We start from the raw sequence: 17,807 nt of genomic DNA, 5'->3' as shown, positions 1-17,807 counted from the left end.
ATCGAGAATCTCAAAATGCGATTTCAAACCCATTTGCAGGTTTAAAACGCATTTAGACGCGATTCTGATTCGAGGGCAAGGCAAAAAGGGTTAACGCGCCGGCCGCGGGACGGGGCTGGCACCACATAAACCGGACTTTACCCTATTGACCATTTGCCGGCTATCGGCGTCACTCGATTCGGCTGGGGAAAACCCAAGAAAGTTCATTCTTTTGCGTGCTGCCTCGCCGAACCGTGCCGGTTACGCCTCGACATAGCCCCGCTTGCGCCGAAGCGCGACCTGCCGGGCAAGCACCGTCTCCGCCTCCACCAGGGTGGGATAGAGGCTCAGCGCCTGCCGGCCGCGGCTGCCGATGCGCCCCCAATGACGCAGCACCGCAACCTCCCCGAAAAGCGCCGGCTCCAGCGACAGCATGTAGAAGCGTGCCATGTTGCGCGCTGCATCGATGCGGCGAAAACGGTAGGTGGGCAGCAGGGCAGGGGGTGGCTTCGGCATGGAAGGAGTCTGCCGAAGCCGCGAATCCTCGTCCAACGAAAGATATGAATCGATCCCGCCCGATCGTTTCACGGGATTGATGGATCGTCAGTCCTTTGGCGCGCGGCGGCGTGCCGGTACCGCCAGCGTCGTCTCGATGGCCGCAAGGCCCGCCTCCAGTTGCCGCAGGCCGCCGGCTCCCAGAAGCCCGGCAAGGTCCCGCTCGTAGTCGTGCGCCAGCACGACCATCTCGCCATAGATGCGCCGTCCCGCCGGCGTCAGCTCCAGATGCTCGATCCGGCGGTCGTCCAGGTCCTCGCTGCGCTTCAGCCAGCGTTTTTCCTCCAGCGCCCGCACGGCCCGCGACACCTTCGTCTTGTGCATGCTGGAATTGGCGCCGATCTCCGTCGCCGTCATGCGCCCGTAGGAGCCGAGCGCGGCGAGCGCCCGCCATTCCGGCCGCGTCATGCGATAGCGCGCGCGGTATTGCGCGGCAAAGCGCTGGCTGACCAGCTCGGCCGCAAGGTTGAGCCGGTAGGGCAGGAATGTTTCGAGCTTGAAGTCCATGGCATGCCTTGATGGTTACAAAATGGACAGTTACATCTGCAACCACTTGAGGACAAGCGCCTTGCAGGAGGAGGATTAGCCATGCCGGATCACGCCGCCAACAGCCTGAAATACATGCCGGGCTTCGGCAACGACTTCGAGACGGAAGCGCTCCCCGGTGCCCTGCCGCAGGGCCAGAACAGCCCCCAGAAATGCGAATACGGCCTTTATGCCGAGCAGCTTTCCGGTTCGCCCTTCACCGCCCCGCGCGGCACCAACGAACGCTCCTGGCTCTACCGCATCCGCCCGAGCGTGCGCCACACCCGTCGCTTCTCCAATGCCAGCTACCCGCACTGGAAGACGGCGCCCTGCCTAGACGACCATTCCCTGCCGCTCGGCCAGCTGCGCTGGAACCCGCTGCCGGCACCGGCCGAGACGCAGACCTTTCTTCAGGGCATCCGCACCATGACGACGGCCGGCGACGTGCTGACCCAGGTCGGCATGGCCGCGCACGCCTACACGTTCAATGCCGACATGGTGGACGACTACTTCTTCAATGCCGACGGCGAGCTCTTGGTCGTGCCGCAGCTCGGCGCCGTCCGCGTCTTCACCGAGATGGGCATCATGGATGTCGAGCCGCTGGAGATTTGCCTCATCCCGCGCGGCATGATGTTCAAGGTCTCGCGCATCGGCGAGGGCGATATCTGGCGCGGCTATGTCTGCGAGAACTACGGCGCGAAATTCACCCTGCCGGACCGCGGGCCGATCGGCGCCAACTGCCTTGCCAACCCGCGCGACTTCAAGACGCCCGTCGCCGCCTACGAGGACAAGGAGACGCCCTGCCGGGTCCATGTCAAATGGTGCGGCAAGTTCTATGTCACCGAGATCGGCCATTCCCCGCTCGACGTCGTCGCCTGGCACGGCAACTACACGCCGTTCAAATACGACCTCAGGACCTATTCGCCGGTCGGCGCGATCCTCTTCGACCATCCCGACCCGTCGATCTTCACCGTGCTGACGGCCCCGACCGAGGAGGCCGGCACGGCGAACATCGATTTCGTCATCTTCCCGCCGCGCTGGATGGTGGCCGAGCACACCTTCCGCCCGCCGTGGTATCACCGCAATATCATGAGCGAGTTCATGGGGTTGATCCATGGCCAGTACGACGCCAAGGAAGAGGGATTCGTGCCGGGCGGCATGAGCCTGCACAACATGATGCTGCCGCACGGGCCGGATGCGACGGGCTTCGAAAAGGCCTCGAACAGCGAGCTGAAGCCCGTGAAGCTCGACCACACCATGGCCTTCATGTTCGAGACGCGCTTTCCCCAGCAGCTCACGAAATTCGCGGCCGAGCTGGAGACCCTGCAGGACAACTATCTCGAATGCTGGGATGGGCTGGAGCGCAGGTTCGACGGCACGCCTGGCATCAAATGACGTCACCCGCCCTGCCAGGCCTTCACCGCCTCCAGCGGCCAGACGAGCATCAGGATGTTGAGCGCCAGGCCATCGCGGATGAGCCAGGTGGTTGTCGCCTCGAAGACAATGATGATCGCGACGCTGGCCCAGACGGGCAGGCGCGCGGCGAGGAAGAAGCCGACCACCATGGCGAGGATGTCCGCGCTCGAATTGATCACGCTGTCGCCGAAATAGTCGAGCGAGATCGTCGATTCGCGATAGCGATTGATGATCATGTCGGTGTTTTCGAGAATCTCCCAGGCGCATTCCAGCACCAGCGAAAGGGCAAGCCGGAGGTTGAGGCTCGCCTTCCTCAGGATCAGCGTGAAGAAGCCGAAGAACAGGATGCCGTGGATGATGTGGCTCGGCGTGTACCAGTCGGACAGATGCTGCGAGTTTTCCGAAGAAATCACCACGCCATGCCAGAGTTTGACATATCCGCACTTGCAGATGAGCGGCTGACCCATCGTATAAAGGATGATGGCCGTCGCGCCGATGAAGCCGGCGGCCAGCAGCAGGGAATTCAGCACCGTACGGTTCAAGACGGGATTTCCTCGGAAATGCGATGCGCCGGCACGACCGGCGCACGAGGGTGGAGACAGGCGGCCGGTAGATGACACGATCGCACGGCCGGAAACAAGATCGGGAGTAGGACGCATGAAGCTTGCGACACTGAAAAATTCCACCCGCGACGGCCGTCTGGTCGTCGTCTCGCGCGACCTGACGCGCTGCTCGGAAGTGGGGCACATCGCCCGCACCCTGCAGGATGCGCTGGATGACTGGGAACACGTCGCGCCGCGGCTGGAAAGGGTCGCCGAGGGGCTTGAGACCGGTTCGCAGCCGACCGCCCGCTTCCACGAGCACGACGCCGCCTCGCCGCTGCCCCGCGCCTACCAGTGGGCGGACGGCTCGGCCTATGTCAACCATGTCGAACTGGTGCGCAAGGCGCGCAATGCCGAGATGCCGGAAAGCTTCTGGACCGATCCGCTGATGTACCAGGGCGGCTCCGACAGCTTCCTCGGACCGCGGGACCCGATCCTTGCGGCGGACGAAGCCTTCGGCATCGACATGGAGGGCGAGATCGCCGTCATCGTCGACGACGTGCCGATGGGAGCGAGCGTCGAGGAGGCGCGGCAGGCGATCAAGCTCGTCATGCTCGTCAACGACGTCTCGCTGCGCGGCCTCATCCCGGGCGAGCTCGCCAAGGGCTTCGGCTTCTTCCAGTCCAAACCTTCCTCGGCCTTCTCACCGGTCGCGGTCACGCCCGACGAACTGGGCGAGGCCTGGGACGGTGGCCGGCTGCACCTGCCGCTCCTCGTCTCGCTGAATGGCAAGCCCTTCGGCAGGGCCGATGCCGGCGTCGACATGACCTTCGATTTCGCCGAGCTCGTTGCCCATGCCGCCAGGACCCGGCCGCTCGTCGCCGGCTCGATCATCGGTTCCGGCACCGTTTCCAACAAGCTCGACGGCGGCCCCGGCAAGCCGGTCGCCGAAGGCGGGGCGGGCTATTCCTGCATCGCCGAAATCCGCACCATCGAGACGATCACGTCCGGCGCGCCCAAGACCCCCTTCATGAAGTTCGGCGACACCGTGCGCATCGAGATGAAGGACAAGGCGGGCCATTCGATCTTCGGCGCGATCGAGCAGACCGTCGAACGGTACGAGAAGGACTGAGCCGGTGCAGGACGAGATCATCCTCTACGACTACTGGCGGTCCTCCGCCAGCTATCGCGTGCGCATCGCGCTGGAAAGCCTCGGTCTTGCCTATCGGCGCAAGTCCATCGACCTTCTGGCCGGACAGCAACGGTCGCCGGAACACCGCGCCCGCAATCCGCAGGGCCTCGTGCCGGCGCTGTCGATCGACGGGCACACGCTGACGCAGTCGCTGGCGATCATCGAATACCTCGCCGAAACGCGCCCCGAGGCGCGTTTCCTGCCCGCCGATCCGCTCGGCCGGCAGCGGGTGCGCACGCTCTCCTATGCCATCGCCATGGAAATCCACGCCGTCTGCAACACGGGCGTCATCGGCCATGTCATGACGCTCACGGGGGGAGGGGAGGAGACCCGCGTCGACTGGATGAAGAAATTCATCGGCGAGGGTCTTCTCGCCGTCGAAAAACTCCTCGACGCCCCGGCGACCGGCACCTTCTGCCACGGCGACACGCTCACCATGGCGGATTTCTGCCTCGTCCCGCAGGTCTACAATGCCGAGCGCTGGGGCGTCGACCTGTCGGGTCTCGAACGGGTGCGGCGCATCACCGAAACCTGCCGCGCCCTCCCGGCCTTCCAGGCCGCGCATCCTGACGCGGTGAAGCTAGCCTGATCTTTCAGGCAAGGTGCCGGCGTGGTATATATACCTTCGAACGAGGAAGGATATACCATGCCGCTCTATGTCAAGGACCAGGAGGTCGACCGGCTTGCCGAACGGCTGTCCACGCTGCGCAAGGTCAGCAAGACCGAGGCGGTGCGGCAGGCGCTGGTGCATGAATTGCAGCGCGCGGAAAGCGAGCCGACGCTGGTCGAGAAGGCCAAGGCCTTCGTTCGCGACCTGGATGCGAAATACCCCAAGAAAGGACCGCCTGCGGACAAGGCCTTCATCGACAGTCTCTATGAGGACAATTGATGTTCGTCGATGCTTCGGCGCTCGTTGCGATCCTGGCTTCAGAAGAGGGTGCCGACGCACTTCTGGCGCGGCTTCAACAGGCAGATATCCGGTACACATCACCCATGGCGGTTTGGGAGACGTCCCTCGCGCTGGCCCGTGAACGTCAGATAGCGCCGACCGACGCGCTTCAGCTCGTCACAGATTTCCTCACGCTGCTTTCCATCGCGGTCGAGCCGATCGATCGACGCGTGGGGGATCTGGCGGTCATCGTCCATCAACGTTTCGGCAAGGGCCGCCATCCCGCAAGCCTCAACTTCGGCGACTGCTTTGCCTATGCCTGCGCAAGACAGTTCGACGTCCCGCTGCTCTACAAGGGCGACGACTTTCCGCAGACGGATATCGAGACCGCATGAGGACCGCCCCGCTGACGCGGGGCGATCCGGTGTCATCAGGCGACGTCGCCCATGCAGACATATTTCAGTTCGAGATAATCGTCGGCGCCATGGGCGGAGCCCTCGCGGCCGAGACCGGACTGCTTGATGCCGCCGAAGGGCGCGGCCTCGGAGGAGATGAGGCCGGTATTGACGCCGACCATGCCGTATTCCAGCGCTTCCGCCACCTTCCAGACCTTCTTGAGGTCACCGGCGAAGAAGTAGGCGGCAAGGCCGAATTCGGTGTCGTTCGCCTGCTCGATCACGTCCTCGACGGTATCGAAGCGGAAGAGCGGGGCGACCGGACCGAAGGTCTCCTCGCGGGCGACCGTCATGCCGCGGGCGACGTTCTTCAACACGGTCGGCTGGAAGAATGTGCCCTTGCCCTCGACGCGCTTGCCGCCGGCCACCACCGAGGCGCCCTTGGAGACGGCGTCGGCGATGTGCGCCTCGACCTTGTCGATCGCGGCTTCCTCGATCAGCGGGCCGATGGTCGTGCCCTTGTCGAAGCCGTCGCCGACCGAAAGCTCGGCGACCTTCTTCGCCAGCTTCTCGGCAAAGACGTCATAGACGTTCGACTGCACGTAGAGACGGTTGGCGCACACGCAGGTCTGGCCGGCATTGCGATATTTCGAGGCCATGGCCCCTTCCACGGCCGCGTCGATATTCGCGTCGTCGAAGACGATGAAGGGCGCATTGCCGCCGAGTTCCAGGCTCACCTTCTTGATCTGGTCGGAGCACTGGCGCATCAGGATGCGGCCGACCTCCGTCGAGCCCGTGAAGGAGATTTTCCGGACCTTCGGATTGTAGCAGAGCTCCTTGCCGATCGCCGGGCCGTCCGTGCCGAGGATGACGTTGAAGACGCCCGCCGGAAGGCCGGCCTTTTCAGCGAGCACGGCAAGGGCGATGGCCGAAAGCGGCGTCTGCTCGGCCGGCTTGGAGACCACCGTGCAGCCGACGGCGAGCGCCGGCGCCACCTTGCGGGCGATCATCGCGGCCGGGAAGTTCCACGGCGTGATCGTGCCGACGACGCCGACCGGCTGCTTGATGACCAGCATGCGCTTGTCGACCGACGGGGCGGGGATCGTCTCGCCGTTGATGCGCTTGGCCTCTTCCGCATACCATTCGACATAGGAGGCGGCGTAGAGGATTTCGCCCTTGGCTTCCGGCAGCGGCTTGCCCATTTCGGCGGTGAGGATCGCGGCCAGCTCGTCCGCGTTCGCGACGATCAGGTCGTTCCACTTGCGCAGGAGGGTGCTGCGGTCCTTGGCCGGGCGGGCGGCCCAGGCCTGCTGCGCCGCATGGGCGGCGTCGATGGCCGCGGCCGTTTCGCCGGCGCCCATTTCCGGCAGCGTCGCCAGTTTCTCGCCGGTGGCCGGGTTGAAGACGTCGAAGGTCGCGGCGCCGTTGCCGCCGATCCAGTTGCCGTTGACATAGCCGGCATCACGCAGGAATTCGGTCGACTTCAGGTGCCGGGTGAGAGCATCGTAAAAAGCCATGGTGTCCTTCCTTTCGGACATGGAAGGCCGTTCACCCGGAGCTGAGCTCCGGGTGTCGCCTTGGGAGGATGTGTATCGGTGTTGCGCGACGCCGGTCAGGCGGCGCGGGCTTCGATCATCGCGCTTTCGAGAATGTCGAGCGCTTCGGCGAACACCTCGTCCTGGATGGTGATCGGCGCGAGGAAGCGGATGACATTGCCGTGCACGCCGCAGGTCAAGAGGATCAGCCCCTTTTCGAGGGCCTTCAGGCGTACCTTGTTGGCAAACTCGGCGCTCGGCTGCTTCGTCGAAACGTCGTTGAACTCGACGGCGTTCATGAAGCCCGGGCCGCGGATGTCGACGATCTCGGGAACCTTGTCCTGCAGCGAGGCGAGGCGCTGCTTGAGGCGGGCGCCGAGGTTTTCGGCACGGTTGCAGAGGTCCTCGTCCTTGATGACGTCGAGAACGGCATGGGCCGCCGCAACGCCGATCGGGCTGCCGGCATAGGTGCCGCCGAGGCCGCCCGGGCCGGGCGCGTCCATGATCTCCGCACGGCCGGTGACGGCCGCGATCGGGAAGCCGCCGCCTAGACCCTTGGCCATGGTCATGATGTCGGCCGCGATGCCGTAGTGCTCCATGGCGAACAGCTTGCCGGTGCGGGCAAAGCCGGTCTGCACCTCATCGGCGATGAGCAGGATGCCGTGCTGGTCGCAGATCTCGCGCAGCGCCTTCATGAAATTGACGGGAACCGGATAGAAGCCGCCTTCGCCCTGCACCGGCTCGACGATGATCGCCGCGACGCGGTTCGGATCGACATCGGCGGCAAAGAGCTTCTTCAGCACGCCGAGCGACTGCTCGACGGTCGTGCCGTGCATCTCGACCGGGAAGGGCGCATGGAAGACGTCGCCCGGCATGGAGCCGAAGCCGACCTTGTAGGGCACGACCTTGCCGGTCAGGGCCATGCCCATGAAGGTGCGGCCGTGGAAGCCGCCGGAAAAGGCGATGACGGCCTGCCGGCCGGTGGCGGCGCGGGCGATCTTCACGGCGTTCTCGACGGCTTCCGCGCCGGTCGTGACGAAGATCGTCTTCTTGGCGAAGTTGCCGGGGGTGATGGCGTTCAGGCGCTCGGCGAGCTCGACATAGTTCTCGTAGGGCACGACCTGGTGGCAGGTGTGGGTGAAACGGTCGAGCTGGTTCTTGACGGCCTCGATGACGCGCGGATGGCGGTGGCCGGTGTTGACGACGGCGATGCCGGCGGCAAAGTCGATATAGCGATTGCCTTCCTTGTCCCAGATCTCCGCATTCTCCGCACGGTCGGCGTAGATCTGCGTGGTCATGCCGACGCCGCGCGAGATGGCGGCGTTCTTGCGGTCTGTGAGGGGCGTTGCGGTCATGGCGCTATCCTGAATCTGGAGGCTTCTGATAATGGAGCTTTCACGCAATTCCGAATGCAAAACCGCACTGCGCTTTTGCCGGAACCGCATTAACTTGCATTTTTTCTGCAAGTCTCAAGTGGAATTCCTACATTTTTTCTGCAAGAATGCAACGGACATTTTACGGCGGCGACGCGACGGTTTTTCGAGCCGGCTACCGTCGTCGGAATGCTATAGAGAACACTACACAGAATCAGGGATTGGCGCGATGGGTTCGCAAGAACCGGTGCACTACAAGGTGGCGGAGGCCGCGCGGCTCGCCGGCGTTTCGGCCTCCACGCTCAGACTTTGGGAAACGCAGGGCCTCGTCGTTCCGGGACGCTCCGAAACCGGCCATCGCCAGTACAGCGCCGACGACGTCGCGCGGCTGAAGCGCATCGCCTGGTACCGGACCGAGCGCGGCCTCAACCCGGCCGCCATCCGCGAGGCGCTCGAGGCCGAGGAACCCGCCAACGATACTCCGTCCTCCGAGGGCGAGGCGCACCAGGGCGTCGGGCGCAAGCTGCGGAGCCTGCGCCATGCCGCCGGCAAGACGCTCGACCAGGTGGCGGGCGATATCGGCGTCGCGACGTCGGTGCTCTCCACCTTCGAGCGCACCTCGCAGGGCGTGACCTTTCGCGTGCTGCACGACCTTGCCGATTATTACGGCACGACCGTCTCGAAACTTTCCGGCGAGGAGGAACAGGAAAACCGTTCGGTCGTGCGGGCAGGGGAGTGGAAGTTCTGGCCCGAGACCTCTCCCGGCGTCACCATCCAGGTGCTGGCCGACGGGCGCAACATGATGGACTGCCACCGCTTCGTGCTCGCGCCCGGCGCCTCCTCCGACGGCGCCTACAAGCATGAGGGCGAGGAATTCGTCCACGTCCTCTCCGGCCGCATCGAAATGGTCCTCGACGGCCACGAATTCCACGATCTCGGTCCCGGCGACAGCCTCTATTTCGAAAGCTGCCGGCGCCACGCCTGGCGCAACCGCCACGACGGCGAAACCGTGCTGATCTGGATCAACACGCCGCCGACCTTCTAGGCTGCGTTGGGCATCCGGCATAGTTCACAATTTCAGTAGAAAATATTTTCCGCCTCGCCTCGATTTCCCGGAGCGAAAATTTCCGTTTCCGCCTGCCCAACAAACCGCCATTCGTTGTCCACAAAAGCGGCATTTGCGATTTTACGGGCAGAAACAGCGATGTTTCGCAGCCGATCCTCCCAATCGCGAAAGCAGGCCAGCATGTCGAAAACCAACAAGAAACTTCTCGCAAGCACTCTCTTCACCCGCCGCGCCGCCCTTGCGGTCCTTGCGGTGGCAGCCGCCGCCATCTCCACCTTCTCGCTTCCCGCACTCGGCCTTGCCGAGGACAAGAAGGATCTGAAGGTCGGCATCATCTCCGGCGAGGACGAGGATGTCTGGCGCGTCGTGATCGCGGAAGCCGCCAAGAAGGGCCTCACCATCGAGGCGGTCGTCTTCAACGACTATACCCAGCCGAACGAGGCGCTTGCCCGCGGCGAGATCGATGCCAACGCCTTCCAGCATCTTCCCTATCTGGAAAACCAGGTCCAGCAGCACGGCTACAAGATCGTTCCGGTCGGCTACACGGCCGTCTGGCCGATCGGCCTCTACTCCAAGAAGCACGCCAAGGTCGCCGACCTTCCGGACGGCGCCGCCATCGGCGTGCCGAACGACCCGTCCAACGAGGGCCGGGCGCTGCGCGTTCTCCAGAACGAAGGCCTGATCAAGCTGAAGGACGGCACCGGCATCCTCGCCACGATCGCCGACATCGCCGAGAACCCGAAGAACCTCGAGATCAAGGAACTCGATGCCGGCATCGTCGGCCGCTCGGTCGACGACCTCGACGCGGCGATCGTCAACACCGACTGGGCGCTGAAGAGCGGTCTCACCCCGGAAAACCGCATCGCGCAGGAGCCGGTCGACGACAACCCGTACCGCAACTTCATCGCCGTGCGCGAGGAATCGAAGGACGAGCCCTGGGTCAAGCCGCTGGTCGAAGCCTACCAGAACGATGTCGTGAAGGCGGAGTTCGACCGCGTCTACAAGGGCACGGGCATCAGCGCCTACTAAGGCCGCCATCCAACCAGCAAGACAGCTCGCGATGCGCCTCCGGCCGCCGCGGGCTGTCTCGCCGTTTCCGGAAGGGAACCGCAAATGAACACCCATGTGACAAGACAGCTGGCCGAGGCCGCCGCGCGGGAAGACGATGTCGTCCGCCTTGCCGACGTGCGCCGCCGCTTCGGCGCGACCGCGGCGCTGGACGGCGTTTCGCTCACAGTGCGCCGCGGCGAGATCCTCGGCATCATCGGCCGCAGCGGCGCGGGCAAGTCGACGCTCATCCGCTGCCTCAACGGCCTCGAACGGCCGGACAGCGGCAGCATCGCGATCGAAGGCCGCGAGATCACCGGCCTTGGCGAGGCCGAGCTGCAGCCGCTGCGCCGCCGCATCGGCATGATCTTCCAGCATTTCAACCTGCTCTCGGCCAAGACCGTCGAGGAGAATGTCGCCCTGCCGCTGAAGATCGAAGGCTGGACGAAGGCGAAGCGCCTGGCGCGCGCGGCCGAACTCATCGACCTCGTCGGCCTCAAGGGCAAGGCGAAGGCCTATCCGTCGGAGCTATCCGGCGGCCAGAAGCAGCGCGTCGGCATTGCCCGGGCGCTCGCCGCAAGCCCGGCGCTGCTGCTTTCCGACGAGGCGACCTCGGCCCTCGACCCGGAAACGACCCGCGCCATCCTCACGCTGCTGAAGGACATCAACCGCAAGCTTGGCCTCACCATCCTGCTCATCACCCACGAGATGGAGGTGGTGCGCTCCATCGCCGACCGCGTGACGGTGCTCGATGCCGGCCGAATCGTGGAGGAAGGGCCGGTCTGGCAGGTCTTCGCGACGCCGCAGGCGCAGACGACGAAGAGCCTGCTCAGCGGCATCCGCCCGCAGCTGCCCGCCCATATCACCCGGAAGCTTGTCGCGGACGTAATGGGCGAGGCCATCCTTGGCGTCGACATTGCCGGCCCCGCGGCCACCGGCCCGCTCTTCCAGCAGCTTTCCGCCGAATTTCCGGATGGCTACCGGCTGGTCCACGGCGGTGTCGACCATATCCAGGAACAGGCGGTCGGCCGTTTCTTCATCGCCGTGCCGGCCGAGGCCGCCGCGCGTTTCACAACCCTGGCAGAGCGCTTCGGCGCGCAGGTGGAGGTCCTCGGCCATGTCGCCGGTCATGCTTGAACTTCTCGTCCGCTCGCTGTGGGAAACCGTCGTCATGACGGCCGCCTCCGGCGTCATCTCGCTCGTCTTCGGCCTGCCGCTCGGCCTTGCGCTGGTCGCCACCGCGCGCGGCGGCATTGCGGAAAACCTCTGGATCAACCGCGTGCTCGGCGCCGTCATCAACGGCTTCCGTTCCGTGCCCTTCATCATCCTGCTGGTGGCGCTCATTCCGGTCACGCGTTTAATCGTCGGCACGTCGATCGGCACCTGGGCGGCCATCGTGCCGCTCGCCATCGCCGCGACGCCCTACTATGCGCGCATCGCCGAGGTTTCCCTGCGTGAAGTCGATCGCGGCCTGATCGAGGCGGTGCGGGCGATGGGCGGCAACCGCTGGACCATCGTACGCGAGGTGCTGATCCCCGAGGCGCTGCCCGGCATCGTCGCGGGCTTCACCGTCACGCTCGTCACGCTGATCGGCGCCTCCGCCATGGCCGGCGCCATCGGCGCGGGCGGCCTCGGCGACCTTGCCATCCGCTACGGCTACCAGCGCTTCGAGACCTCGGTGATGGTGGCGGTGGTCGCCGTGCTGATCGTGCTCGTCTGCGGCATCCAGTGGCTGGGCGACCGCCTGACCGCCCGTCTCGATCATCGCGGATGAGGACAAACTTGACGGCCGCCTCTTCCGGGTCAAGAGGCGGCCGTCTCGATTTCGTGCCTCGCCCGATCCCCTCAGCGATGCGCCGCCCAGGGCACCAGGCGCCGCTCGATCTGCCGGGCGACATATTCCAGCAGGATGGCGATCAGCGCGATGACGACGATGCCGGCGATCACGATGTCGGTGACGAGGAACTGCGCCGCCGACTGGATCATGAAGCCGATGCCGCTCGTCGCAGCCACCAGCTCGGCCGCCACCAGCGTCGTCCAGCCCGCGCCGAGCGCGATGCGCACGCCGGTGAGGATCGACGGCACCGCGCTCGGCAGCACCACCTCGCGCAGCACCTGCCGCCGGCTCGCCCCGAGCGATCGGGCGGCATTGACATGGTCCTTCGAGACCCCGCGCACGCCGGCGGAGGTCGACAGGATGATCGAGGGCAGCATGGAAAGCGCGATCACCGTGATCTTCGAGGCTTCGCCGATGCCGACCCAGATGATGATCAGCGGCAGGTAGGCGAGGGGCGGCAGCGGCCGCAGGAATTCCACGATCGGGTCGAGAATGCCGCGGCCGAGACGGCTCGTGCCGATGGCAATGCCGGCGGGAATGCCGATGAGGATGGAGGCGATGAGGGCGCCGAAGATGCGATAGAGGCTGGCGCCGACATGCTCGGCCAGCGTCGCATCGACGAAGCCCGTGACGACGAGATTGTAGAGGGCGAGCACGATCTGGCGCGGCGAGGGCAGGAAGACCGGCGAGACGAGGGCATAGGCGGAGGCGAGCCCCCAGGCGGCGATGATCACGCCGATGGTGATGGCCGAGATGACGGCGACCGGCAGCGGCCGCGCTTTCAGCGGGCGTTCCGCCTCCCCCTTTTCCGCCACCTGCGGCAGGGTCTCGATGTCGGTCGAAAGTGTCATGCGGCGATCTCCTCTTCCGCGGAGGCGTGGATAAGGCCGGTCAGGCCGGCATGCATGCGCTTGAAGATCGGCGAGGCCTTCACGGCGGCGACCGAGGCGCCGTTCAGCACTTCGGCATTGAAGCCCGCCTCGATCTCGGCGGTCAGGCGGCCCGGATTGGGCGACAGCACGACGATGCGCGTGCCGAGCAGCAGCGCCTCCTCGATGCTGTGCGTGATGAGCAGCGCGCCCGCCCCGCTTTCCGCCTTGATGCGCAGCAGGAACTCCTGCATGCGCGTGCGGGTGAGGGCGTCGAGCGCGCCGAGCGGCTCGTCGAGCAGCAGGAAACGCGGTTCGGCGGCCAGCGCCCGCGCAATGCCGACCCGCTGGCGCATGCCGCCGGAAAGCTCCCATATCCGCCGGTCGCCGGCATCCGCGAGGCCGACGCGGGCGAGAAGCTGCTCCGCCCGCGCGCGGCGCTCGGCAAGCGGCACGCCCTTCAGCTTGAAGGGAAGGGCGATATTGTCCCTGGCGTCGAGCCAGGGATAGAGCGCATCGTCCTGGAAGACGACCGCGCGGTCGGCGCTCGGCCCGTCGACGGGCACACCGTCCACGGTAATGGTGCCGGCGGTCGGTTCCAGGAAACCGGCGGCGAGATTGAGCAGGCTCGTCTTGCCGGAGCCGGAGCGCCCGATGATGGCGACCAGCTCGTGCGAGGCGACCTGCAGGTTGATGCCGTCGAGGACCAGTTTTTCATCGGCGCCGGCACGGCCCGCCCTCGGCGGATAACGCAGCGAAACAGTGCGGAATGTCAGCGTGCTCATGAAACCTCCAGGAGCGTGGAGCCACTTGGAACGTTCCGCTTCCCGAAGCGCGGAAACACTCCAACCTTTTGTTTTTCCGCAATTCCGGGTGCAAAACCGCTTCGCACTTCTGCTGGAATTGCTCTGGCGGGCAATGGCCCGACAGCGCGGATCACGCTGCCGGGCCCTTCCGCCGCAGGATTGTTTCGCCCGATCAGTAGGCGAGCTTCGTCGCGTCCGTCACCCAGCGGGTGGAGACGTAGGGCGTGTAGTCGGAGAGCGCGGCCGGGATCTTGCCCTGCTCCAGCAGGAAGGCCGACGTATCGGCCACCGCCTTCACCGTGCCGCCGCCGAGCAGCGCCTCGCCGGCCTGCTCTTCCAGCGTCGGGAAGATGTAGCCCTTGAGGAGCGCCGGCACCTCGTCCTGCTTGGCCCCGGTCAGGCGCGCAATCTTCTCTGCTTCCGGCGAGGTGGCGTTCCAGGCCTCGGGATTGGCGCGATAGGCCGCCGTCGCATCGCCCGTCACCTTCACGAAGGCCGTCACGACATCCGGATGCGCCTCGGCGAATGTCTTGCTGACGATCCAGGCGTCGAAGGTCGGGCCGCCCCATTCGGCGACGTCCGCCGAGGTGGCGAGCACCGTGCCGCTCTTCTTCAGCTGCGCCAGCACCGGATCCCAGACATAGGCGCCGTCGATGTCGCCGCGTTCCCAGGCGGCCGCGATTTCCGGCGGACGCAGGTTGAGGATTTCCACCGACTTGGGATCGACCTTCCAGTGCTTCAGCGCCGTCAGCAGGCTGTAATGCGCGGTGGAGACGAAAGGCGTCGCAATCTTCTTGCCGGCAAGATCCTCCGGCTTCTCGATGGATTTCACGGCAAGCGCCTCGGCCTCGCTGATGAGGCCGACGACGAAGATCGTCTCGATCGGCAGCTCGCGGCTGGAGGCGGCGGCCAGCGGCGAGGAGCCGACATAGCCGATATCCAGCGAGCCCGACGCGATGGCGGCGATCACGTCGGCGCCGCCGTCGAATTTCTGCCAGTTGATCTTGGCGCCCGTCACCTTCTCGTAGGTGCCGTCGGCCTGCGGCACGCGGGAGGGCTCTACGATCGGCTGGTAGCCGATGTTCAGCGTCACCTCCTCGGCAAAAGCGGTGGTGAAGGATGCGGCAAGGGCAAGGGCGGCCGTCGCGGCAAGCAGGGTTCTGCGGGTCGTGGTCATGGGTCTCTCCTCAAAAATCCGTCGCCCGGGATCTGCCGCGGGCCGATGATTCAAGGCTATATATTCAATAAATTTAGTAGAGAAATATTCGCCTCAATTTGGCGGCGTCTTTGCGATTGGTTTTGCGTTTTCCGGCAGTGTGATTGAAACGAGTCGCATGCCCGCCGAAAGTCAGCGCAAGGCTCTGCAAAACGAAGGACGGGCAGAAAAGGCCCATCGAAGCAAAAAATGGTGCCAAATGGGCACGCCCGGGCGGAAAAACCGCATAAGCGCTTGGCAAAAATACCCAATTTTCTTGCCGTAACGCTGATAAATAAATTACATTGTTTTTATATGTTTTTCGCACTTCGGTGCCAAGAATGAGCCAGAATCACCCGTCATGGGTGAACCGATCGATCTTCCCGAGGACGACGGACGGAAACCGAGCGGGACGCGATGCGCGTTCGCGCAGCCGGGCATATCCGGTGATGCACATATGCTGATGGAAAGCAGGCCGACATGCTGACGAAAAAGGGAAAATATGGACTGAAGGCCCTGGTGGACCTGGCCCGGCTGGCGCCTGGCCAAACCGCTTTCGTCAGCGAGATCGCGCTTCGCAACAACATTCCGAAGAAGTTCCTCGACACGATCCTCCTGGAACTGCGCAATGCCGGCATGCTTCGCTCCAAGAAGGGGCCGGGCGGCGGCTATTCGCTCTCGCATCCCGCATCGGAGATCCGCATCGGCCACGCCATCCGCGTGCTCGACGGTCCCTTGGCGCCGATCCGCTGCGCGAGCCGCACGGCCTATGAAGCCTGCGAGGACTGCGCCGATCCGGAAGCCTGTCAGGTCCGCCGCGCCATGACCGACGTGCGCGACGCCATCGCCGCCATCCTCGACACGATGACCCTCGAACAGTTCGTCGCCGTGCCCGGTGCCAGCGCGATGATCGAAGAGGAAGAGCTGGAAAAGCGCGTCGGATAAACCGCGCGCTTTCACCGTCCACGACCGGACCAGACCTCAGCGGCAGGGCGGGGAACTTTTTCCTCGCGGCGCTCGCATCGACGGTGAACCTTCCGCCAGATCGTGCCAAGCCATCGGCCGCCCATTCAGACGATACCGAAACGGTAGCCTTTCGCATCGCGCCGGCTCCGCCCCTCGATCCATGAGGGCAATCGCATATGGCGTTCGACGGTGCCGTTCTCTCCTTCTCCCCCGCGGGGAGAAGGTGGCCCGAAGGGTCGGATGAGGGGGTGGCTCGGATAGAGCCTTTGCACCTTCGCCATCCTCCTCATCCGCCTGCCGGCACCTTCTCCTCGCAGAGGAAGAAGGGGATGGGGCAGCGCTTTCCCTCCATAGGCGATGGACGCCTCGCGATTAATGAGAGCCGCAAGCACACGGAGGGGCTGCTGCAAAACCGCCGCACGCCGTTCCGCAACGTGCCTCAGCCTTCCTGCTCCGGCGGATGCGGGTGCCCCTGGCGCCGCAGCCGGCCGCTTTCCCGCAGGGCAGCGGCCAGAGACGGCGGCAAGTCCGCCGGCTGCGCGTTCCGGTCCGCGGCCATGCGCACATGGCCCGCGGCCTCGTGCGCCACGGCGAGGGCGGCGGTGGCGGCGAGGAAGGCGTTCGTCCGGTGCTGGTCCGCAAGGCCGATCTGGGCCGCGTCGATGGCGCGGCCGGCTTCGGCCATCATGGCCTGCGCGGCGGCGAGACGGGCGGACAGCAGGCCGATATCGCGGGCATCGTCGTGGTCTGAGGCCAGCCGGCGCTCGAATGCACGCCGGCCGCCGCCGAGCTGGCGGGCGGCTTCGAGAAGAAGCTCGAGCGACTGCGGCACCGCCGCCTCGACGGGCGGATGCAGCACCGCGTCGGCATCGACGGCAACGTCCTTGAAGAGAACGTGCTCGGCGGAGGGGGCGGCCCTGTCCACCGGCTCGCAACTGTTGGCGACATAGTGCAGGCCCTCGATGCGCGTCGCCAGCAGGACGCCCGCCATCCGGCCGCCGTCGCTGCGCGCCGGCACGAGCAGCCAGTCCGCATGGCGGGTGCAGGGCGTACAGAGCGCTTCGCCGCTCAGACGCCAGGCAAGGCCGCTTGCGGCAAGCGGCAGGGCATCTGCATCCTGCCCGTTGCGCCGGGCTGTCGCCCGGCAGAGCCGGGCGCCGGCAAGGGCGGCGGAAAACACCACGGAGCGGTGGCCGTCCGTGCCGTAGCTGCGCAGCTGCTCCAGCGCCACGAAATGGGCGGCCAGGATATCGGCCAGCGTTGCCGACTGCGCGGCGGCGGCCGCACAGACATCCGCCAGCACGGTGTTGGAAACGTCGATGCCGCCGTGCTCGGTCGGCACGGAGATGCCGAACAGGCCGGAACGGGAAAGGAGATCGAGACGGGCCTGCGCTGTCTGCGCCGCATCCCCGTTCGCGAAAATGCCGGCAATCGTGCCGGCAACGGTCAACGCCTCGTCTTCGCTGCCGATGACGGCGGCGGTTCGCGACGGACGGTCGAGCGCTGATGAAATCATACCCATGTCGTCTGCTCCTCGCGGATTGGCGTTTCAGGGCGCACAGGCTTAACCGGTCAAAAAGATCACATTCTATAGAGATTGTATAGATTGATTTTCACGCG

The 17,807-nt window shown here is 65.3% G+C and carries 20 protein-coding genes; 10 read left to right on the top strand and 10 right to left on the bottom strand.

The window, feature by feature from the left end; genetic code table 11:
• Positions 1 to 240: 240 nt before the first annotated feature.
• Entirely contained in the window at positions 241 to 495 is a 255-nt protein-coding gene (locus WMC41_RS26015) for a WGR domain-containing protein (protein ID WP_432348872.1), read from the bottom strand.
• An 87-nt stretch (positions 496 to 582) separates the two neighbouring features.
• The gene (locus WMC41_RS26010) at positions 583 to 1,041 is read right to left on the bottom strand and encodes a MarR family winged helix-turn-helix transcriptional regulator (RefSeq protein WP_432348870.1); all 459 of its coding nucleotides are present in this window, start codon (positions 1,039 to 1,041) and stop codon (positions 583 to 585) included.
• Between the two features lie 81 nt (positions 1,042 to 1,122).
• Between WMC41_RS26010 and hmgA the strand changes: the two genes are divergently transcribed.
• Complete coding sequence (gene hmgA / locus WMC41_RS26005; protein ID WP_432348869.1) at positions 1,123 to 2,454, top strand: homogentisate 1,2-dioxygenase; 1,332 nt, start codon at positions 1,123 to 1,125, stop codon at positions 2,452 to 2,454.
• A gap of 2 nt (positions 2,455 to 2,456) precedes the next feature.
• Here hmgA and WMC41_RS26000 read toward each other — a convergent pair whose 3' ends face one another.
• Positions 2,457 to 3,017: a DUF2585 domain-containing protein gene (locus WMC41_RS26000; RefSeq protein WP_398430784.1), complete on the bottom strand. Its 561-nt coding sequence runs from the start codon at positions 3,015 to 3,017 to the stop codon at positions 2,457 to 2,459.
• Positions 3,018 to 3,132: 115 nt separating this feature from the next.
• On the opposite strand from WMC41_RS26000, the gene WMC41_RS25995 reads away from it, so the two are divergent.
• The 4 genes from WMC41_RS25995 to WMC41_RS25980 are packed head-to-tail and all read left to right on the top strand — an operon-like array spanning position 3,133 to position 5,493.
• Positions 3,133 to 4,149, top strand: a complete 1,017-nt coding sequence (locus tag WMC41_RS25995; RefSeq protein WP_272808128.1) for a fumarylacetoacetate hydrolase family protein — start codon at positions 3,133 to 3,135, stop codon at positions 4,147 to 4,149.
• A gap of 4 nt (positions 4,150 to 4,153) precedes the next feature.
• Positions 4,154 to 4,798 (top strand): maleylacetoacetate isomerase, encoded by a 645-nt coding sequence (gene maiA / locus WMC41_RS25990; RefSeq protein WP_432348867.1) that lies wholly within the window; start codon positions 4,154 to 4,156, stop codon positions 4,796 to 4,798.
• Positions 4,799 to 4,855: 57 nt separating this feature from the next.
• Positions 4,856 to 5,098 carry a type II toxin-antitoxin system VapB family antitoxin gene (locus WMC41_RS25985; protein ID WP_244766154.1) on the top strand — a complete coding sequence of 81 codons (243 nt, stop codon included), beginning with the start codon at positions 4,856 to 4,858 and terminating at the stop codon, positions 5,096 to 5,098.
• Positions 5,098 to 5,493, top strand: a complete 396-nt coding sequence (locus WMC41_RS25980; protein ID WP_272808125.1) for a type II toxin-antitoxin system VapC family toxin — start codon at positions 5,098 to 5,100, stop codon at positions 5,491 to 5,493. The genes WMC41_RS25985 and WMC41_RS25980 overlap by 1 nt, the downstream gene beginning before the upstream one ends.
• A gap of 35 nt (positions 5,494 to 5,528) precedes the next feature.
• On the opposite strand, the gene WMC41_RS25975 is transcribed toward WMC41_RS25980, so the two are convergent.
• Positions 5,529 to 7,010, bottom strand: coding sequence for an NAD-dependent succinate-semialdehyde dehydrogenase (locus WMC41_RS25975; RefSeq protein WP_288079012.1), 1,482 nt, complete (start codon positions 7,008 to 7,010; stop codon positions 5,529 to 5,531).
• A 95-nt stretch (positions 7,011 to 7,105) separates the two neighbouring features.
• A complete protein-coding gene (locus WMC41_RS25970) occupies positions 7,106 to 8,383 on the bottom strand; it encodes a 4-aminobutyrate--2-oxoglutarate transaminase (protein WP_244766151.1) in 1,278 nt (425 codons plus the stop codon).
• Between the two features lie 247 nt (positions 8,384 to 8,630).
• Here WMC41_RS25970 and WMC41_RS25965 point away from each other — a divergent pair, with 247 nt between their 5' ends.
• Positions 8,631 to 9,446: a MerR family transcriptional regulator gene (locus WMC41_RS25965; RefSeq protein WP_244766150.1), complete on the top strand. Its 816-nt coding sequence runs from the start codon at positions 8,631 to 8,633 to the stop codon at positions 9,444 to 9,446.
• Positions 9,447 to 9,478: 32 nt separating this feature from the next.
• On the opposite strand, the gene WMC41_RS25960 is transcribed toward WMC41_RS25965, so the two are convergent.
• The gene (locus WMC41_RS25960) at positions 9,479 to 9,664 is read right to left on the bottom strand and encodes a hypothetical protein (protein WP_244766149.1); all 186 of its coding nucleotides are present in this window, start codon (positions 9,662 to 9,664) and stop codon (positions 9,479 to 9,481) included.
• Between WMC41_RS25960 and WMC41_RS25955 the strand changes: the two genes are divergently transcribed.
• The 3 genes from WMC41_RS25955 (at position 9,648) to WMC41_RS25945 (ending at position 12,288) form a co-directional block, all read left to right on the top strand.
• On the top strand, positions 9,648 to 10,496 hold the full coding sequence (locus WMC41_RS25955; RefSeq protein WP_432348863.1) for a MetQ/NlpA family lipoprotein: 849 nt from the start codon (positions 9,648 to 9,650) through the stop codon (positions 10,494 to 10,496). The two genes, WMC41_RS25960 and WMC41_RS25955, sit on opposite strands and share 17 nt — an antisense overlap.
• Positions 10,497 to 10,580: 84 nt before the next feature.
• The gene (locus WMC41_RS25950; protein WP_432348861.1) at positions 10,581 to 11,651 is read left to right on the top strand and encodes a methionine ABC transporter ATP-binding protein; all 1,071 of its coding nucleotides are present in this window, start codon (positions 10,581 to 10,583) and stop codon (positions 11,649 to 11,651) included.
• Complete coding sequence (locus tag WMC41_RS25945; protein ID WP_130514294.1) at positions 11,632 to 12,288, top strand: methionine ABC transporter permease; 657 nt, start codon at positions 11,632 to 11,634, stop codon at positions 12,286 to 12,288. Before WMC41_RS25950 ends, WMC41_RS25945 begins: the two co-directional genes overlap by 20 nt.
• Positions 12,289 to 12,359: 71 nt before the next feature.
• Here the strand turns inward: WMC41_RS25945 and WMC41_RS25940 are convergent, their stop codons facing one another.
• The 3 genes from WMC41_RS25940 to tauA form a co-directional block, all read right to left on the bottom strand.
• Positions 12,360 to 13,202, bottom strand: coding sequence for an ABC transporter permease subunit (locus tag WMC41_RS25940; protein ID WP_432348860.1), 843 nt, complete (start codon positions 13,200 to 13,202; stop codon positions 12,360 to 12,362).
• On the bottom strand, positions 13,199 to 14,005 hold the full coding sequence (locus WMC41_RS25935) for a taurine ABC transporter ATP-binding protein (RefSeq protein WP_432348858.1): 807 nt from the start codon (positions 14,003 to 14,005) through the stop codon (positions 13,199 to 13,201). Before WMC41_RS25935 ends, WMC41_RS25940 begins: the two co-directional genes overlap by 4 nt.
• Positions 14,006 to 14,198: 193 nt before the next feature.
• On the bottom strand, positions 14,199 to 15,203 hold the full coding sequence (tauA, locus tag WMC41_RS25930) for a taurine ABC transporter substrate-binding protein (RefSeq protein ID WP_432348856.1): 1,005 nt from the start codon (positions 15,201 to 15,203) through the stop codon (positions 14,199 to 14,201).
• 498 nt (positions 15,204 to 15,701) lie between these two features.
• Between tauA and WMC41_RS25925 the strand changes: the two genes are divergently transcribed.
• On the top strand, positions 15,702 to 16,166 hold the full coding sequence (locus WMC41_RS25925) for an RrF2 family transcriptional regulator (protein ID WP_244766143.1): 465 nt from the start codon (positions 15,702 to 15,704) through the stop codon (positions 16,164 to 16,166).
• Positions 16,167 to 16,626: 460 nt separating this feature from the next.
• Here WMC41_RS25925 and WMC41_RS25920 read toward each other — a convergent pair whose 3' ends face one another.
• A complete protein-coding gene (locus tag WMC41_RS25920; protein ID WP_432348854.1) occupies positions 16,627 to 17,709 on the bottom strand; it encodes an acyl-CoA dehydrogenase family protein in 1,083 nt (360 codons plus the stop codon).
• Positions 17,710 to 17,807 lie beyond the last annotated feature (98 nt).

The organism is Shinella yambaruensis (assembly GCF_050859155.1).
GTDB classification, from domain to species: domain Bacteria; phylum Pseudomonadota; class Alphaproteobacteria; order Rhizobiales; family Rhizobiaceae; genus Shinella; species Shinella yambaruensis.
The sequence above is the reverse complement of the archived record's forward strand: the minus strand, read 5'-3'. Positions and strand labels throughout refer to the sequence as shown.

Bases quoted from the DNA above. Each gene is read 5' to 3' on its own strand.
- WMC41_RS25995 (WP_272808128.1), top strand. From the start codon at position 3,133: ATGAAGCTTGCGACACTGAAAAATTCCACCCGCGACGGCCGTCTGGTC.
- WMC41_RS25935 (WP_432348858.1), bottom strand. From the start codon at position 14,005: ATGAGCACGCTGACATTCCGCACTGTTTCGCTGCGTTATCCGCCGAGG.
- WMC41_RS25980 (WP_272808125.1), top strand. From the start codon at position 5,098: ATGTTCGTCGATGCTTCGGCGCTCGTTGCGATCCTGGCTTCAGAAGAG.
- WMC41_RS25950 (WP_432348861.1), top strand. From the start codon at position 10,581: ATGAACACCCATGTGACAAGACAGCTGGCCGAGGCCGCCGCGCGGGAA.
- WMC41_RS25985 (WP_244766154.1), top strand. From the start codon at position 4,856: ATGCCGCTCTATGTCAAGGACCAGGAGGTCGACCGGCTTGCCGAACGG.
- tauA (WP_432348856.1), bottom strand. From the start codon at position 15,203: ATGACCACGACCCGCAGAACCCTGCTTGCCGCGACGGCCGCCCTTGCC.
- WMC41_RS25945 (WP_130514294.1), top strand. From the start codon at position 11,632: ATGTCGCCGGTCATGCTTGAACTTCTCGTCCGCTCGCTGTGGGAAACC.
- WMC41_RS26010 (WP_432348870.1), bottom strand. From the start codon at position 1,041: ATGGACTTCAAGCTCGAAACATTCCTGCCCTACCGGCTCAACCTTGCG.
- hmgA (WP_432348869.1), top strand. From the start codon at position 1,123: ATGCCGGATCACGCCGCCAACAGCCTGAAATACATGCCGGGCTTCGGC.
- WMC41_RS25920 (WP_432348854.1), bottom strand. From the start codon at position 17,709: ATGGGTATGATTTCATCAGCGCTCGACCGTCCGTCGCGAACCGCCGCC.
- WMC41_RS26015 (WP_432348872.1), bottom strand. From the start codon at position 495: ATGCCGAAGCCACCCCCTGCCCTGCTGCCCACCTACCGTTTTCGCCGC.
- WMC41_RS25975 (WP_288079012.1), bottom strand. From the start codon at position 7,010: ATGGCTTTTTACGATGCTCTCACCCGGCACCTGAAGTCGACCGAATTC.
- WMC41_RS25955 (WP_432348863.1), top strand. From the start codon at position 9,648: ATGTCGAAAACCAACAAGAAACTTCTCGCAAGCACTCTCTTCACCCGC.
- WMC41_RS25925 (WP_244766143.1), top strand. From the start codon at position 15,702: ATGCTGACGAAAAAGGGAAAATATGGACTGAAGGCCCTGGTGGACCTG.
- WMC41_RS25970 (WP_244766151.1), bottom strand. From the start codon at position 8,383: ATGACCGCAACGCCCCTCACAGACCGCAAGAACGCCGCCATCTCGCGC.
- WMC41_RS25965 (WP_244766150.1), top strand. From the start codon at position 8,631: ATGGGTTCGCAAGAACCGGTGCACTACAAGGTGGCGGAGGCCGCGCGG.
- WMC41_RS25940 (WP_432348860.1), bottom strand. From the start codon at position 13,202: ATGACACTTTCGACCGACATCGAGACCCTGCCGCAGGTGGCGGAAAAG.